Annotated in this window: 12 protein-coding genes and 1 pseudogene; 4 read left to right on the top strand and 9 right to left on the bottom strand. The window is 71.1% G+C overall.

Features of this window, described 5'->3' with window-relative positions; translation table 11 throughout:
• Positions 1-46 precede the first annotated feature (46 nt).
• From groES to SSP24_RS13115, 3 genes are all read right to left on the bottom strand, one after another.
• Positions 47-355, bottom strand: a complete 309-nt coding sequence (gene groES / locus SSP24_RS13125) for a co-chaperone GroES (protein ID WP_132856129.1) — start codon at positions 353-355, stop codon at positions 47-49.
• A 204-nt stretch (positions 356-559) separates the two neighbouring features.
• Entirely contained in the window at positions 560-1,357 is a 798-nt protein-coding gene (locus SSP24_RS13120) for a polysaccharide deacetylase family protein (protein ID WP_229864996.1), read from the bottom strand.
• Positions 1,354-2,238 (bottom strand): polysaccharide deacetylase family protein, encoded by an 885-nt coding sequence (locus tag SSP24_RS13115; RefSeq protein ID WP_229864995.1) that lies wholly within the window; start codon positions 2,236-2,238, stop codon positions 1,354-1,356. Before SSP24_RS13115 ends, SSP24_RS13120 begins: the two co-directional genes overlap by 4 nt.
• Before the next feature lie 123 nt (positions 2,239-2,361).
• On the opposite strand from SSP24_RS13115, the gene SSP24_RS13110 reads away from it, so the two are divergent.
• Positions 2,362-3,525: a THUMP-like domain-containing protein gene (locus SSP24_RS13110; RefSeq protein ID WP_229864994.1), complete on the top strand. Its 1,164-nt coding sequence runs from the start codon at positions 2,362-2,364 to the stop codon at positions 3,523-3,525.
• Between the two features lie 32 nt (positions 3,526-3,557).
• Here the strand turns inward: SSP24_RS13110 and SSP24_RS13105 are convergent, their stop codons facing one another.
• From SSP24_RS13105 to SSP24_RS13080, 6 genes are all read right to left on the bottom strand, one after another.
• Positions 3,558-4,817, bottom strand: a complete 1,260-nt coding sequence (locus tag SSP24_RS13105) for an RNA polymerase sigma factor (RefSeq protein ID WP_141309676.1) — start codon at positions 4,815-4,817, stop codon at positions 3,558-3,560.
• Between the two features lie 49 nt (positions 4,818-4,866).
• Positions 4,867-5,223 (bottom strand): YciI family protein, encoded by a 357-nt coding sequence (locus SSP24_RS13100; protein ID WP_141309675.1) that lies wholly within the window; start codon positions 5,221-5,223, stop codon positions 4,867-4,869.
• 90 nt (positions 5,224-5,313) lie between these two features.
• On the bottom strand, positions 5,314-8,661 hold the full coding sequence (locus SSP24_RS13095; RefSeq protein WP_141309674.1) for a WD40 repeat domain-containing protein: 3,348 nt from the start codon (positions 8,659-8,661) through the stop codon (positions 5,314-5,316).
• Positions 8,662-8,757: 96 nt separating this feature from the next.
• On the bottom strand, positions 8,758-9,816 hold the full coding sequence (locus SSP24_RS13090) for an LCP family protein (protein ID WP_229864993.1): 1,059 nt from the start codon (positions 9,814-9,816) through the stop codon (positions 8,758-8,760).
• Positions 9,817-9,889: 73 nt separating this feature from the next.
• Positions 9,890-11,266 carry a glycoside hydrolase family 10 protein gene (locus SSP24_RS13085; RefSeq protein WP_141309673.1) on the bottom strand — a complete coding sequence of 459 codons (1,377 nt, stop codon included), beginning with the start codon at positions 11,264-11,266 and terminating at the stop codon, positions 9,890-9,892.
• Between the two features lie 83 nt (positions 11,267-11,349).
• Positions 11,350-12,408, bottom strand: a complete 1,059-nt coding sequence (locus SSP24_RS13080; protein ID WP_141309672.1) for a LacI family DNA-binding transcriptional regulator — start codon at positions 12,406-12,408, stop codon at positions 11,350-11,352.
• A 161-nt stretch (positions 12,409-12,569) separates the two neighbouring features.
• On the opposite strand from SSP24_RS13080, the gene SSP24_RS13075 reads away from it, so the two are divergent.
• The 3 genes and pseudogenes from SSP24_RS13075 to SSP24_RS13065 all read left to right on the top strand — a co-directional run.
• A complete protein-coding gene (locus SSP24_RS13075) occupies positions 12,570-13,916 on the top strand; it encodes an ABC transporter substrate-binding protein (RefSeq protein ID WP_141309671.1) in 1,347 nt (448 codons plus the stop codon).
• On the top strand, positions 13,913-14,773 hold the full coding sequence (locus tag SSP24_RS13070) for a carbohydrate ABC transporter permease (protein ID WP_229864992.1): 861 nt from the start codon (positions 13,913-13,915) through the stop codon (positions 14,771-14,773). Before SSP24_RS13075 ends, SSP24_RS13070 begins: the two co-directional genes overlap by 4 nt.
• A 67-nt stretch (positions 14,774-14,840) precedes the next feature.
• Positions 14,841-15,512, top strand: a pseudogene (locus SSP24_RS13065) (carbohydrate ABC transporter permease); the annotation flags it as partial.
• Position 15,513: the final 1 nt, after the last annotated feature.

The raw sequence follows: 15,513 nt of genomic DNA, 5'->3' as shown, positions 1-15,513 counted from the left end.
TCGCGGGGCCAGGGGCGCAGCTCAAACGGTGTGTTGCGTGAGGTGATTACTTCTCGATGATCGCGAGCACGTCGCGAGCCGAGAGGACGAGGTACTCCTCGTTGTTGTACTTCACCTCGGTGCCGCCGTACTTGCTGTAGAGAACGACGTCGCCGACGGAGACGTCGAGCGGAAGGCGGTTGCCGTCCTCGAAGCGGCCCGGGCCCACGGCCAGGACGACGCCCTCCTGGGGCTTCTCCTTGGCGGTGTCCGGGATGACCAGGCCAGAGGCCGTGGTCTGCTCGGCGTCCAGCGGCTGGACCACGATGCGGTCCTCGAGCGGCTTGATGGCAACCTTGGAGCTGGCGGTCGTCACGATCCGACCTCCCCCTTCGGAGATCTCACGGGGTTAACTGTCTGAGGTGGCGACCAGGTCGATCCGTCGTCGCGGGTGCCGGACCTGCCCGTCGCTTGTTTGGCACTCTCCAGGGGGGAGTGCCAGAGCCGAGACTATGACTGGGATTAGCACTCGGTCAAGCGGAGTGCCAATTGCCTGCGGCGCGTCGGCCAGTCTCGTGGGTCAGAGGTAGTCCTCCAGCCGCCCCACCGTCAGCCCCGCCTCCTGCACCCGGCGCAGCAGGCGCGTCGTGCGTTCGCGGAGCATCGGGGTCGGGGTCTCGGTCGAAGGGACCGAGACGATGTCGCCCGGCTGGAGGTGTGCGGGGCCCTTCGTGAAGGTGAGATCGCCCGCGTTCATCGTGGCGCGCCAGAGCACGATCGCCTTGATGCCACAGTCCGCGGCCGCCCGGCGGGTCGTCGTGTCGTACGTGCCGTAGGGCGGGCGGAAGAGGTGGGGGCGGATGCCGAACCGGCTGTGGAGTTTGTTCTGCTGCCCGCAGATCTCGGCGCGCTGACCCGCGTACGGCAGCCCGCGCAGGGCGGCGTGGTCGAGGGTGTGGTTCTGGATGCTGGCGCCGACCGAGCGCAGGCGCGCGAAGTGGCCGTAGCCGGGTCCGACGACGCTGTCGGTGAGGAACATGCTGACCGGCAGCCGTAGCTCGCGGACCATGTCGACGAAGCGCGGGTCCTTCTCGGCGCCGTCGTCGTAGGTGAGGAAGACGACCTTGTGGGGGGTCGGGATGCGGTCCAGGACCGGCGGTAGCCCGTCCGCCGGCCGTGCGGGGTGGCGGGGCGGCGAGGGGGGCGGCGAGAGCGGCGAGGGCAGGCCCCAGCGGCGGTGCGGCGGGGGCTGCGAGGCGGCCGAGCCGGGTGCCGCCTCCGCCTCGACGGAGCGCGAGGGCGGGGCGTCGGGCAGGGCGCAGCCGGCGAGCAGGACCAGGAACGCCGCGGCCCCGGCCGTCCGCCCGCGCCGAGTCACAGGTAGTCCTCCAGGCGGCCCACCGCGTACCCCTTCGCCGTGACCTTGTCGAGGAAGACGCGGATCATGTCGGGCATCCGGCCCGCCCAGTCGTCGGTGCCCCGGAAGTGGCTGAGGACGATGTCGCCGGGGTGGATGTCGCGGTCCCACTCGCGGTAGTCCCAGTGGTCGACGAAGACCTCCTCGTTCCACAGCGGGACGTACTTGATGCCGCAGTCCTTGGCGGCGTGCAGGGTGTCGGAGTTGTAGTTGCCGAAGGGTGGGCGGAACAGCAGCGGCCGGGCGCCGTAGCGCTCTTCGATGACGTCCTGCATGCCGCAGATCTCGCGCTTCTGCTCGGAGTAGGAGAGGCCGGGCAGGTAGGGGTGGTTGAGGGTGTGGTTGTTCAGGACCACTCCCCTGGCCTGCATCTGCTGGAAGTAGCGGTAGTTCTCCTTGATCAGGTAGTCGCTGAGGAACGCCGTGTACGGGATCCGCAGGTCGGTCATCATCCGCAGGAACTCCGGGTCCTTTTCGGCGCCGTCGTCGATGGTGAGGAAGACGACCTTCTGGTCGGTGGGGACGGTGGTGAAGACCGGCGGGAGGCCCTGCTCCTCGTGTTCGTCCACCTCGAAGCCGACGCGGGTGGTGATCGTCGGCTTCTTCGCGGGCGGGGCCGGCGGCCGCAGCGGGGTCTCCTTCAGGCCCCAGCGTTGCGCGGCGGCGACCAGGGCGGCGTGGTCGGCGCGGAGTTTGGCGGCGTAGCCGTCCAGGGCGCGCGCCGGGGGCGCCTTGAGGGGTGGGGGCGCTTCCTCGCCGCGCGTGCAGCCCGAGGCGATGGCAGCGGCGGTCAGTACGGCGATTCCGGCTCTGATCGCCGTAGCCCTCCGACGCCGACGCATCCTAATTTTGTCATTTTGTACTACTACTCGCATGGAGCCGGATCCTCCCAGGCCCCGCTCCCGAACCCCCGCCGACACCGCCGCCGGAGGCGCACCATCCACCGACTGGCCGACAATGACCCGGTGAACGACCTCGCCCCTCTCCTCACCCCCGAAGGCCGGGCCCTCCTCGACGAGGTGCGCGGCACGGACCCCGCCCAGGAACTCGCCGTCGCCACCCGGCTGCGCCGCGACCACCCGGCCGACCTGGTGTCGGCGGCGCTCGGCCAGGCGCGGCTGCGGCAGCGGGCGGTGGCCAAGTTCGGGGCGGACGCGGAGCGGATGTACTTCACGCCCAATGGGGTCGAGCAGTCGACGCGGGCGAGCGTGGCGACGTATCGCGCGCGGCGGTTCGGCGAGTTGGGGGTGACCTCCGTGGCCGACCTGTGCTGCGGCATCGGCGGGGACGCGATCGCCCTCGCCCGCGCCGGGATCCGCGTCCTCGCCGTGGACCGCGACCCGCTGACGGCGGCCGCCGCGCGCGCGAACGCCGAGGCGCTGGGGCTGACCGGGCTGATCGAGGTGCGGGAGGCGGATGTCACGGAGGTGGACGTGTCGGCGTACGACGCGGTCTTCGTGGACCCGGCGCGGCGAGGCGGCCGGGGCCGCATCTTCGACCCGGAGGCGTACTCACCCCCGCTGTCCTGGGCCGCCCACATGGCTACGACCGCCCCGCACGCCGCCCTCAAGGTCGCGCCCGGCATCCCGCACGAGGCCGTGCCCGACGCCGCCGAGGCGGAGTGGATCTCGGACGGCGGCGATGTGAAGGAAGCGGTGCTGTGGTTCGGCACCGAGCCCGGCCTGGTGCGCGCCACCCTCCTCCCCGGCCCGCGCACACTCTGCTCCCGCGGCCTGCCGAATCCGGCGGTACGCCCCGTCGGACGCTTCCTCTACGAGCCCGACGGCGCCGTCATCCGCGCCCACCTGGTCGCCGAGGTGGCCGCCGAACTCGACGGCGGTCTGATCGACGGGACGATCGCGTACGTCACGGCCGACGAGCTGCGCCCCACGCCGTACGCCACCGCCTACGAGATCACCGACCAACTCCACTTCAACATCAAGAAGTTGAAGGCCCTGCTGCGGGAGCGGGAGGTGGGGATCCTCACCGTGAAGAAACGCGGCTCGGCGGTAGAGCCGGAGGAACTACGCAAGAAGGTGAAACCCCAGGGGCCGAACTCCGCGACGGTGTTCCTGACGCGGGTGGCGGGGGCACCGACAATGCTGATCGGCCACCCGGCGGCCGCGTAGAGGAGCGGTCGGCCCCGGGCCACGAGTGCGCCTCAACCACACTCCCGCGCCCGCGCCTCCAGCAGTTCCCGCTCCCGTTCGTTGCGGGCCAGGGCCGCCGCGCGTTCGAACTCCGCGCGGGCCTCCGTCGTGCGGCCGAGGCGGGCGAGCAGGTCGCCGCGGACGCTCGGCAGGAGGTGGTAGTCGCGCAGGGCGGGTACGGCGGACAGGGCGTCGACGATGGCCAGCGCCTGGGCGGGGCCTTCGGACATGGAGACGGCCACCGCGCGGTTGAGTTCGACGACCGGGGACGGGGCGCGGGCGGCGAGCAGGCCGTACAGCGTGGCGATGCGCGGCCAGTCGGTCTCCTCGTAGGTGTACGCGTGGGCATGGCACGCGGCGATGGCGGCCTGGAGGGCGTACGGGCCCGGGGCGCCGGTGGCCGTGGCGTCGGCGCGGGTCAGGGACGTGATGCCGCGGGCGATGAGGAGGCGGTCCCAGCGGCTGCGGTTCTGGTCCTTGAGGAGAACGGGTTCGCCGTTCGGGCCGGTGCGGGCGGCCGTGCGGGACGCCTGGAATTCGACGAGCGCGGTCAGGCCGTGGACCTCGGGCTCCTTCGGCATCAGGGCCGACAGCACGCGCGCCAGACGCAGGGCGTCCTCGCAGAGGCCGGGGCGGAGCAGATCGTCGCCGGCCGTGGCGGCGTACCCCTCGTTGAAGATCAGGTAGATGACGTCCAGTACGGAGCCCAGGCGGGCCTCGCGGTCGGGGCCGTACGGCACCTCGAAGGGCACGTTCTTCGCGGCGAGCGTGCGTTTGGCGCGGACGATGCGCTGGGCGACCGTCGACTCCGGGACCAGGAACGCGCGGGCGATCTCGGCCGTGGTCAGGCCGCCGAGCAGGCGCAGGGTGAGGGCGATGCGGGCCTCGGCGGACAGCACCGGGTGGCAGGCCGTGAAGACCAGCCTCAGCAGGTCGTCGTCGATATCGTCCGGGTCGGCGGGCTCCTCCGGAGGGGCCACGCTCGACAGGTCCCGTCCGATCTCCTGGAGCTTGCGGGCGTAGTTCTCCCGGCGGCGGACCAGGTCGACGGCGCGGTGCCGGGCGGTGGTCATCAGCCAGGCCCCGGGGTTGTCGGGCACGCCGTCGCGCGGCCACTGCTCCAGCGCGGCGACCAGGGCGTCCTGCGCCAGCTCCTCGGCGATGCCGACGTCACGGACGACGCGGGTGACGGCGGCGATGATCCGGGGCGACTCGATACGGAAGACGGTCTCGACGGTGCCGTGCGGGTCGGCGGTGGGCTGTGGTTCCACAGCCCACCATCGAACACCTCACGTGGCCCCGGGCCAAACAGGGCCGGACTCAGCCCTCCATGACCTCGCGAACCTCACAGGTCACCGTCCAGTGCGGCTCGTGCACCTTCAGGAACCGCTTGGTCCATTCGATCGCCTCGGCCTTGTCCTTGGCCTGGATCACGGCGTACCCGCCGACGACCTCCTTGGTCTCGGTGAACGGCCCGTCGATGAGGGAGATCCGCCCGCCCTCGTAGTGCACGCGGGTGCCCTGCTCGGTCGGGGTCAGGCCGGCGTTGTCGAGCATCACGCCGGCCTTGGTCATCTCCTCGATCAGCTCGCCCATCCGCTGGATCAGCTCGGGGCTGGGGCCTTCGGCGGGGGCGTTCTGCTCGTCGATCCGGATGAGCGACAGGTAGCGGGGCATGGTGGCTCCCTCGGTAGTGGGTTGTCGGTGCCTCTCACCCCTGCGTCGAACGGCACCCGCCCGGATCGACACCCGCGCCGGATTTTTTCTTCAGGACTTCGGACGACGGGCATCCCACAGCCGGACCGTCCCGTCGGCGCTGCCGGTCGCCAGCCAGTCGCCGTCCGAGCTGAATTGCATGCAGGTGACCTCGGACATGTGTCCGTGGAGGGTGGTCAGGCGAGTCCCGGTCCCCACCGACAACAGCTCGATGGTTCCGTCGGGCAATCCTGAGCTCTCGTCGTCAATTGCCGGGCCGAAGGCCAGCAGAGGTTCCGCCGGATGGAACGCGGCGCTGCTCATGACAGGGAGGATTCCGGCGGACACCCATGTGCCGTCGGCTTGGAGCTGCCACAGCTCACTCGCCTCGTCGCCCATCACCAACAGGAAGTCGCCGCGCGGGCTGACGGTCAGGGCGTGCGCGCCGTCATCTCCGACGACCTTCTTGTGGGGGTCCAGACTCTGGCCCGGCTCCAGCTCCGGCACTGTGTGCGTCCGGACGCGAGCCTCGTAGTAAAGGACGGCCAAGCCGCCCTCGGGCAGGAAACAGACCGCTTCAGCCGTCACCGACGCGTCAAGAGCCTTGGTCTCCTGAAATCGGCCGTCGGCGGCCAGGCGTCGCAGAAAGGTCTCGTACTCGGAGGAGGGAACCAGCCTGCTGTCCATCACACCGGCCAGGTAGCCGCCGTCCGGCGCGAACGCGAGGGAGACGACCGGCTCGCCCAGCGGCCCGGAATCCACCCGCCGCAGTCGGCGTCCTCGTACGTCCCACAGCTCCAGCTGCCCGCCACGCCTCAGCGCGAGGATCTCCCCGCCCGGGTGGAAGGCCATCGCTCTGGCGGACACGTCCTTGTCATACCCGTCGTCGTCCTCGTAGGGAGGAGGCGCCCCGACCCGCCGACGCCGTACCCCATAAGGGCTGCCGGACCAGATCCGCCCGTCCGAGTCCCCCCAGAACACCTCACTGGTCCTGGGCCGGAACGCCAGCGTGGTCACCCAGGTGTCCGCAGGCGCCGAGAACGTCACCTCACTCTCGTCCCGATGATGCGCGAGCACCGCCCCCGTCCCGCTCAGCGCCGCCGCCACCCCCGCCGCCAGCACCACCCGCCGCCGTACGACCGCCGGCTCCCACCGCCGCGCGGGCAGCCGGGGTTCGTCGTACGTCGGCCGGCCGGCGAGCGCCTCCTGGAGGCGGATGTGCCGGAACTGGTACGCCCCGCCCGACTGCCGGAGGATCTCCCGGCGGCGGGCGTCCGCGAGGAACGCCATCAGCCGCCAGGGCAGCCTGCCCCGGGCGGCGAGCCAGACGCGGGTCAGCACGAAGCGGGGCCAGGCGCGGGACAGCAGGACGAGGAGCGCGAAGAGCGTCCCGGGCAGCAGGTACGGCACGCCGAAGCCGAAGTGCTCCATGCCGTACGCCCGGCTCGACTCCCCCCACGCCCACTCGGCGTACGCCCCGGTCTCACCGTCGCCCGGCCAGCCCGGCCAGTCGTTGACCAGGCGGAAGAGCAGGCCGCCGCCGAGCAGGCCCAGTTGCAGCCCGAACAGCCCGGTCGCGCCGAAGACCACACCGGCCAGCAGTGCGCCGCACAGCGACGAACGCCGGTCCTGCACAAGGGAGTTCGCGGGGTTCACCTGGGCCGCCCGGGACGGCGGGGCGTTGAGCCAGCTGTGCGCGGCGAGGGAGAGCCCCATGACGGTGGCCACCGCGACGCAGACGGCGAGCAGGGTGGCGACCGCTTCGGCGCCCTGCAGTGTGCCCGGTCCCAGGGTGGAGTCCAGGACGATGATCAGGGTGACGGATCCGGCCACCGGGACGACGAAGGCAAGGCACAGGACGGCGCCGTTGCGAAAGCCCCGCCGCAGCCGGGCCGCCGATCCGCGCGGCGACCACGCCAGCCGCCCGGGCAGTGGATCGCCCACCGTGTACCAGACGATGGAACCGATCAGCGCGAAGCCCGCGCCGATCGCCAGCGTCAGGGCCGCCACCGGACTGAAGGCCTTGGCTCCAGGGAATCCCTCGGTCACCGCGACCCATACCGAGGCACCGAAGGCCACAACGAGCCCCAGCAGCAGCGAGGCCACCGGCCCCACCCACGTCGGCAGCAGCCGCCCGCTCATCGACCACCAGGCCAGATCCCGCTCCCGGTGATCGTGCAGATAACCAGCCAGGAACGTCAGCCAGCGCCGCGCCTGTTCCGGCCGCCACCGCTGCCGTACGCCCGCCTCCTCGGGCAGCCGCGGGTCCGGTGCGTACGCCGCGTCGACCACCTCGTGGGTGAGGTGGTCCTCGACGGAGTACCGGCAGTCGAAGCGGTCCCGGTCGAGGAGTTCCCGCGGGTCCGCGCCGCCCGCACCGCCCCGCTGGTACACCAGGCGGGCCGTGGTCACCATCATCGGCGTGGACAGGGCCTCCGCCAGCGGGCCGTCCGGCTCGGCGCTCAGGCGGGCGACGACCTCGTCCCACACCACGCCGTCCGGCCACTCCGTGTCCCGCAGATACGCGACGACGTCCGTGGCCGGCAGCGGCAGCACCTCCACGACCGGCGCCTGGCGCAGCCGTGGAGCGCCGCCGCGGATCAGTTCCTCGTACTCCACGGCCCGGCAGGTGACCACGACGGGCCGTTCGCCGCCGACGGCGTGGTTGATGCCGCGGATCGCGCCGCGCCGGGCCGACTCGGGGATCTCGTCGAGGCCGTCCAGAACGGGGAGCAGCAGGCCGTGGGCGAGCAGGGTGCGCGGGATCTCCGGGCGGCCGCTGTAGTACGGCACGGCGAGGGAGTTGACGATCCAGTCGTCGAGGCGTTCGCGCAGCGGGTCCCAGGAGGAGACCGGGAGCAGCACGGGGACCGGCGTGCCCGGGGCGCGGGCGTCGAGCAGCCCCAGGGTCAGCAGCATCGCCAGCACGGTCTTGCCCGCTCCGGGCTCGCCGATGACGACCAGTCTGCCCTGCGCCAACTGGCCGTACCCCTCGGCGAGTTGGCCGGTGACCTGCTCGAAGCGCCCGGCGAGGCGGCCGTCGAGGCGCAGGCGCACCACCCTGGCGCGGCCGACGCGTGGCTCGTCGGCGACCTCACGGGCCGTCGCCGCCCAGGCGAGCGGCAGGACACGGGGGTCGCGCAGCCGCCTCGCCTCCGCCTCCTCCAGCCACTGTTCCCGCAGCGTGCGCGCGAGGTCGTCGGCGTACTCCGCCGGGTCGGGTGAGGTGGGCTCCGGGCGGAAGTAGTCCGCGAGGGCGAGGAGCAGTGCCGCGACACCCACGAACAAGCTGGCCACCGTGGCGATTTCATTGGCGTTTCCGCCCGCCAGCATCCACACGGCGAGGCCGGTCGACCCCAGTCCGACGGCGGCGAAGAGGCCGTCGCGGACGAGGCGCCGGCGCGCACGCGCCCGTCTCAACGGCCCCCGAAGCACAGGCCCATTATGGGTGCTGGAAACTCTCCGTGTCCCTCTGTTTACGGATGGGCCGGTTCACTGATGGGCCGCGCGCCCCCGTCACCGCAACGACTCCCACAACTCCCCCGCCTCCGGCTCGTCCGCCACCACCCGGTTCCGGTCCCAGGCCGCCGTGACCACCGGCATCATCACCGTCTCCATGGCGTCCGCCGACAGCCCCCGCAGGCTCTGCCCGAGCCCCACCAGCTCCGTCAGCGAGTCGAGGCCGGTGTCGGTCGTCAGGCTGCCGGTCACCGCGTCCGCGACCTCGTACAGGCGGGTCGGGTCGGAGAGCAGGCTGGTCGCCGCGATCCGTTCCATGAGCGCCTTCACCAGCTGTTGCTGCAGGCCTATGCGCCCCAGATCGCTGCCGTCCCCGATGCCGTGCCGGGTGCGGGCCAGGCCCAGGGCCTGTTCGCCGTCGAGGTGATGGGTGCCGGCCGGCAGGGTCAGGTGGCTGTCCTCGTCGTCGATGTCCTCCTCGGTGGTGACGGTGACCCCGCCGAGCGCGTCCACCAGCCTGGCGAAGCCGGCGAAGTCGATCTCGACGTAGTGGTCCATCCGGACGTTCGTCATCGACTCGACGGTCTTCACCGCGCACACCGGACCGCCCACCGAATAGGCGCTGTTGAACATGACGTTGGAGGCCTCGGCCGACTCACCCCCCGACTCCAGCGGGCAGGACGGACGGGTGACCAGCGTGTCGCGCGGGATACTGACGACGGTGGCCTCGGTGCGCCCGGCGCCGAGGTGCACCACCATCGCCGTGTCGGACCGGGCGCCGGTACTGTCGCCGCCCCCGAGGGCCTGGTTCTCGGCGCCGCTGCGCGAGTCCGAGCCCAGCACCAGGATGTTCAGCGCCTCTGCGGGCGGCGTCGCGGCGGACGTGGAGACGGAGGGCGTCGGTTTCGCCGGGCGGTCGTCGCCGAGGGCGCTGTTGATGTCGACGCTGTTGATGTTGTCGTTCAGCTGCCAGTAGACCCAGCCCGCCCCGGCGCCGCTGAGCGCCAGGACGGCGGCGAGGGCGAGACCGGCGGCCTTCAGCGGGCTCGTCCGCCGGCCTCCCCCTCTTCGAACCTCGTCCCCGTCTCCGTCGTGCTCCGTTATGTGTCCCGTCACGGGCAGGAACGTACGTCCGAATTATTACGGGCGGGGACGCGAACCCGGTTTTCTTCCGAAATTCTCAGACTTCTCAGCCCAGCGCCACCGTCGGCACCGGATTGCTGCCGCTCCAGGAGCCGTTGAAGCCGAAGGTCACCGAACCGCCGTTCGGCACCGCCCCGTTGTAGGACGCGTTGGAGCAGCTGACCGTTGCCCCGCTCTGCGTGCAGTTCGCGTTCCAGGCCTGGGTGATCCGCTGACCCGCGCCGTACGTCCAGTTCACGTTCCAGGACGAGAGCGAGGCGCCCGCGCAGGAGACCGTCACCTCGCCGGTGAAGCCGGTGTTCCACTGGTTCACGACGCGATACGTCGCCGTACAGCCGTCCGTGGGATCGCCACCGCCACCGTCACCGGTGCCGCCCAGCGATTGCGCGATCGCGTAGTACGCCGGTTTCGGCGCGAAGTTCTCGTCGTACGGTGTCGCCGCCCCGTATCCCTCGAAGAAGTCCGGGATCCAGGAGTCGGAGTCGGTGAAGCCCCACACGGTGACGCCGGTGCAGCGGGCGACCGCCACACAGGCGTTCATGACGGCCTTGTAGTCGGCGGCCTGCTGGGCGAGCTTCGCGTCCGTGGCCGGAACCTGCATCCGGATGTCCAGCTCCGTGATCGCCACGTCGACCCCGAGGTCGGCGAAGCGCTGGATGTTCTGCTGGAGCGTCGACGGGATCTGGCCGAGGATGAAGTGGGCCTGCAGACCGACGCCGTCGATCGGGACCCCGCGCTCCTTCAGGGACTTGACCAGGTTGTACAGCGCGGTGCTCTTCGCGTTGACGCCCTCGACGTTGTAGTCGTTGATGTAGAGCTTGGCGTCCGGGTCGGCGGCCCGGGCCCAGGTCAGGGCCTGGGCGATGTAGTCCGGGCCGAGGTGGTTGTAGAAGAGGCTCTGCCGGTAGGTGCCGTCCTCGTTGAAGGGCTCGTTGACGACGTCCCAGGCGGCGAGGCGGCCCTTGTAGCGGCCGACCTCGGTGGTGATGTGGTCCTGGACGATGGCGCTGAACTGGGCCGGTGTCCAGGAGCCGCCTGTCAGCCAGCCCGGGTTCTGGCTGTGCCAGACCAGGGTGTGCCCGCGTACCTGCTGGCCGTGCGCCTCGGCGAAGTCGACGATCCGGTCGGCCTCGGCCCAGTTGTACGTGCCCCGGCTCGGCTCGACCGACTCCCACTTCATGGCGTTGCCGGGGGTGAGGGAGTTGAACTCCCGGCCCGCGATGTCGGCGTAGGTTCCGGTGAGCTTGCCTCCGGTGACCGCGGTGCCGATGATCTTTCCCTTGGCGGCGGCGAGGTCGCGCAGCGGCGGGTCGGCGGCGTGCGCGGAGGGGGCGGCGACCAGTACGGCGCCGAGGGCTGCGACCAGCAGGGCGCCGAGGGCGACGACCCCGGTGAACAGCGACGCCCATCTCGTGAGTCTCATGTGCGGGTGCCTCCGAAAGTTTCGGTGGTGCATCCGATTGACTTCGGAGGAGTGTTGAGGCGCCGGCCCCACCCGTCAATACGTCAGCTTTCGGCCACCCCCGGCGCCGCCGTACTGCTGCGCACCACCAGGCTCGTGGCCAGCTCCACCCGCGTCGCGGCGGCGGCCCCCTCCCCGCGCCCCAGCTCCAGCACCAGCCGGGCTGCCGCCTCCGCCATCTCCAACAGCGGCTGTCGTACGGTCGTCAGCGGCGGCCCCACCCAGCGCGCCACCGGCAGATCGTCGAACCCCACCACGCTCACGTCGTCCGGCACCCGCAGCCCCAGCTCGCGCGCCGCCTCGTACAGCCCGAGCGCCTGGAGGTCGTTCCCCGCGAAGACGGCGGTCGGCCGGTCCGGGCGGCGCAGCAGCTCCAGCCCCAGCCGGTAGCCGGACTCGTGGTGGAAGTCCCCGGTCTTGATCAAGCCGACGTCCACCGGCAGCCCCGCGGTCTCCAGCGCCGCCCGGTAGCCGTCCACCCGGGCCCGGCTGCACAGCATCCGCGACGGCCCGGTGATCGCGCCGATCCGGGTGTGACCCAGCTCGACCAGATGCCGGGTGGCGGCGAGGCCGCCCTGCCAGTTGGTGGCGCCGATCGAGGGCACGTCGGTGCCCGGGTCACCGGCCGGGTCCATCACGACGAACGGCACGGAACGACTGGTGAGCAGCGCCCGCTGGGACTCGTCGAGCTCGCTCAGCACCAGGATCACGCCGTGCGGACGGCGGGCGGCGACCTGGTCGGCCCAGGTCCGTCCGGGCGTCAGCCGCCCCGCGCTCTCGGAGAGCACCACGCTCAGCCCGGCCTGACGCGCCACGTTCTCCACACCCCGGATGACCTCCAGCGCCCAGGCGCTCTCCAGCTCGTGGAAGACCAGGTCGATCAGCGGCGAGCGGGAGGCCTCGGCCCGGCGCCGCCGGTAGCCGTGGGTGCGCAGCAGCTCCTCGACGCGGTTGCGGGTGGCCGGGGCGACGTCGGCCCGGCCGTTGAGCACCTTCGAAACAGTCGGCGCGGAGACCCCGGCCTCGCGGGCGATCTCGGCGAGGGTCGCGGTCTGCGCGGACCGGCGTGCCGTCGGGGTCTGCGGGTGTTCCGGAGGAGTCATGGCGGCGATCGTATCCCTGCGCGACCCCTTGACGGGCCTCCTGCGGCACCCTACGTTCCCGGAACATTCGAGTTACTCCCCGAAACATTCGCCGATCGACCTGTCGACCGACCTGTCGACCGGCCTGTCCACACGCACGTCCTCCCGAGAGGTGCTGTCTCATGGGGTCCACCACGTCGTCCGCAGGCGGGCGAACGTTCAGCAGGCGCTGGATACTCGGCGCCGGCGCCACCACCCTGCTCACCACCGGCCTCCCCGGCCTCACCGCGTGCGGCTCCGGCAGCGGCGCGGGCGGCGGCGACGGCGGCACGATCACCGCCTTCGTGTACGGCGACGACGCGGTGAAGGTCCAGGAGGCAGGCGTCGCACGCTTCAACAAGTCGGCGGCCGCCAAGGAGGCGGGCGGCACCGTGAAGCTGGAGAAGGTCCCCGGCTCCGACTACTCCCCCAAGCTGCGCACGGCCATGGGCTCGCCCAGCGCCCCGGACGTGTTCTTCAACTGGGGCGGCGGCTCCATCCGGGCGTACGAGGAGGCGGGCAAGCTCCTCGACCTCACCGACACGATCAACAACGACCCCGTGCTCAAGGACGGCTTCCTGCCCTCCGTGCTCGCGGCCGGCGACCTGAAGGGCCGCCACTACGGCATCCCGATGCGCGGCATGCAGCCCGTGATCCTCTTCTACAACAAGTCCGTCTTCGCCGAGCACAAACTTGAGCCGCCCACCACCTGGGACCAGCTCCTCGACATCAACGCCAAGCTGAAGAGGGCGAACATCACGCCCTTCGCGCTCGGCGGCTCCGACATCTGGCCCGAGCTGATGTGGCTGGAGTACCTGGTCGACCGCCTCGGCGGCCCCGAGGTCTTCCAGCGCATCCAGGACGGCGACGCGGAGGGCTGGGGCGACCCGGCCGTCCTCAAGGCGGCCGAGATGGTGAAGGAACTGGTCGACGACGGCGCCTTCGGCGACAAGTTCACGTCCGTGTCGTACGTCAACGGCGGCGCGCCCGCGGTCTTCGCCAGGGGCAGGGCCGCGATGCACCTGATGGGCTCCTGGGAGTACTCGACGCAGCTCGGCAAGTTCCCCGACTTCGCCAAGCAGCACCTGGGCTGGGCGGCCTTCCCCGAGGTCGAGGGCGGCACCGGCGACGTCCGCAACGTCGTCGGCAACCCGACCAACTACTGGTCCGTCAACTCCCGCACCCCCAACAAGGACCTGGCGATCGCGTTCCTCAAGGACGCCGCCTCGGAGGCGTACGCGAAGGACCTGATCGACCTCGGAGACGTCCCGACGACCTCCAACGCGGCCCAGCTCCTCGACTCCGCCCCCAACCCGGAGTACGCCAAGTTCCAGTACGACATGGTCCAGCAGGCCCCCGCCTTCACGCTCTCCTGGGACCAGGCGCTCGGCGAGCTGGGCACCCCGATGCACACGGAGATCGGAAAGCTGTTCGCGGGGAAGTCGTCGCCGACCGAGTTCGTGGCGGCCTGCAAGGAGCTCAAGAAGTGAGCACCCGGACGAGGGTGGGCCGCCCGCACGCCGTCTGGGCCCTCCCCGGCGTCCTGTTCTTCGCCTTCTTCGCGGTCGTCCCTATGGCCCTCGCCTTCTATCTCTCCTTCACCACCTGGGACGGCCTGAGCGACCCGCGGCCCGTCGGCCTGGCCAACTGGCAGAAGCTCCTCGACGACCCACGCATGACCCAGTCCCTGTGGCTGACGATCCTGCTCACCGCCGCGAGCTGGGCCTTCCAGACGGTCGTGGCGCTGCTCCTCGGCGTCTGGGCGGCGGGCCCGCAACGCAACCGCGCCGTCCTCTCCGCGATCTTCTTCGTCCCGCTCCTGCTCTCCTCCACCGCCGTCGCCCTGCTCTTCTACGCCCTCCTCGACCCGAACTTCGGCATCATCCAGAAGGACATCCTGGGCTCCTCCAGCGGCGCGTTCCTCGCGATCGTCTTCGTCGGCGGCTGGCAGTTCATCCCCTTCCACACCCTCATCTACCAGGGCGGGGCCCGCCAGATCCCGCAGGTCCTCTACCAGGCGGCGGCCATCGACGGCGCCGGCCGCTACCGCCAGTTCTTCTCGATCACCCTGCCCCAGCTGCGCAACACCGTCATCACGTCGACCGTGCTGATCGTCGTCGGCTCGCTGACGTACTTCGAGACGGTGCTGATCCTCACCAAGGGCGGCCCCGGCACGGACACGGCGATCCTGCCGTACCTGATGTACGAGGCGGGCTTCAAGAGCTACGACTTCGGCTACGCCAGCGCCATCGCGTCCTTCCTGGTCCTGGCGGCGACGGGCCTGTCCCTCCTCCTGGTCCGGCTGTCCGGCTTCGGCGCCATGCGCAGCACGCGGGAAGGGATGTGACGGCTTCCATGACCTACGACACCCTGCCGCGCCCGGCGAAGACCACGAACAGCCATGCGACCCCGCCCCCACCCTCGACAACTACAACACCGTCCTGAACAGCGGCTTCGGCCACCTCCTCACCAACACGGCGATCGTGGCGGTGGCGGTCGTCACCATCGTCCTGGTCCTCTCGATCCCCCTCGCCTACGTCGCCGTCCGCACCCGCGACCGCTGGTCCGGCGCCGCGTTCCGGCTGTTCCTGCTCGGCGTGGCGATCCCGGCGCAGGCAGTGGTCGTACCCCTGTATCTCCTGATCGCCCAACTCGATCTGTACGACACCCTGCTCGCCGTCATCCTCCCCACGGCGGCCTTCGCGATGCCGGTGTCGGTACTGGTCCTGGTCGGCACGCTGCGAGACGTGTCGGAGGACTTGTACGAGGCGATGGCGCTGGACGGTGCCTCCCCGCTGCGCATGCTGTTCCAGCTGACGATCCCGCTGGCCAAGGGCGGCATCAGTACGGTCGTCATCTACGCCGCCCTGCAGGCGTGGAACGGCTTCCTCTTCCCGCTGATCTTCACCCAGTCCGACGGCCCGCGCGTCCTCACCCTCGGCCTGTTCAACTACGTCAGCCAGTTCGGCGTGAACATCCCCGCCCTGCTCGCCTCGGTCGTCCTCTCGGGCGTCCCGATCTTCGCCGTCTACCTGGTGGCGCGGCGGGCGCTGGTGGGCGGCCTGATGGGCGTCGGCGGCAAGTAGC

The organism is Streptomyces spinoverrucosus (assembly GCF_006539505.1).
Lineage (GTDB): Bacteria > Actinomycetota > Actinomycetes > Streptomycetales > Streptomycetaceae > Streptomyces > Streptomyces spinoverrucosus.
Note: the sequence above shows the minus strand (reverse complement) of the source record. Positions and strands in the feature narration are given on the sequence as shown.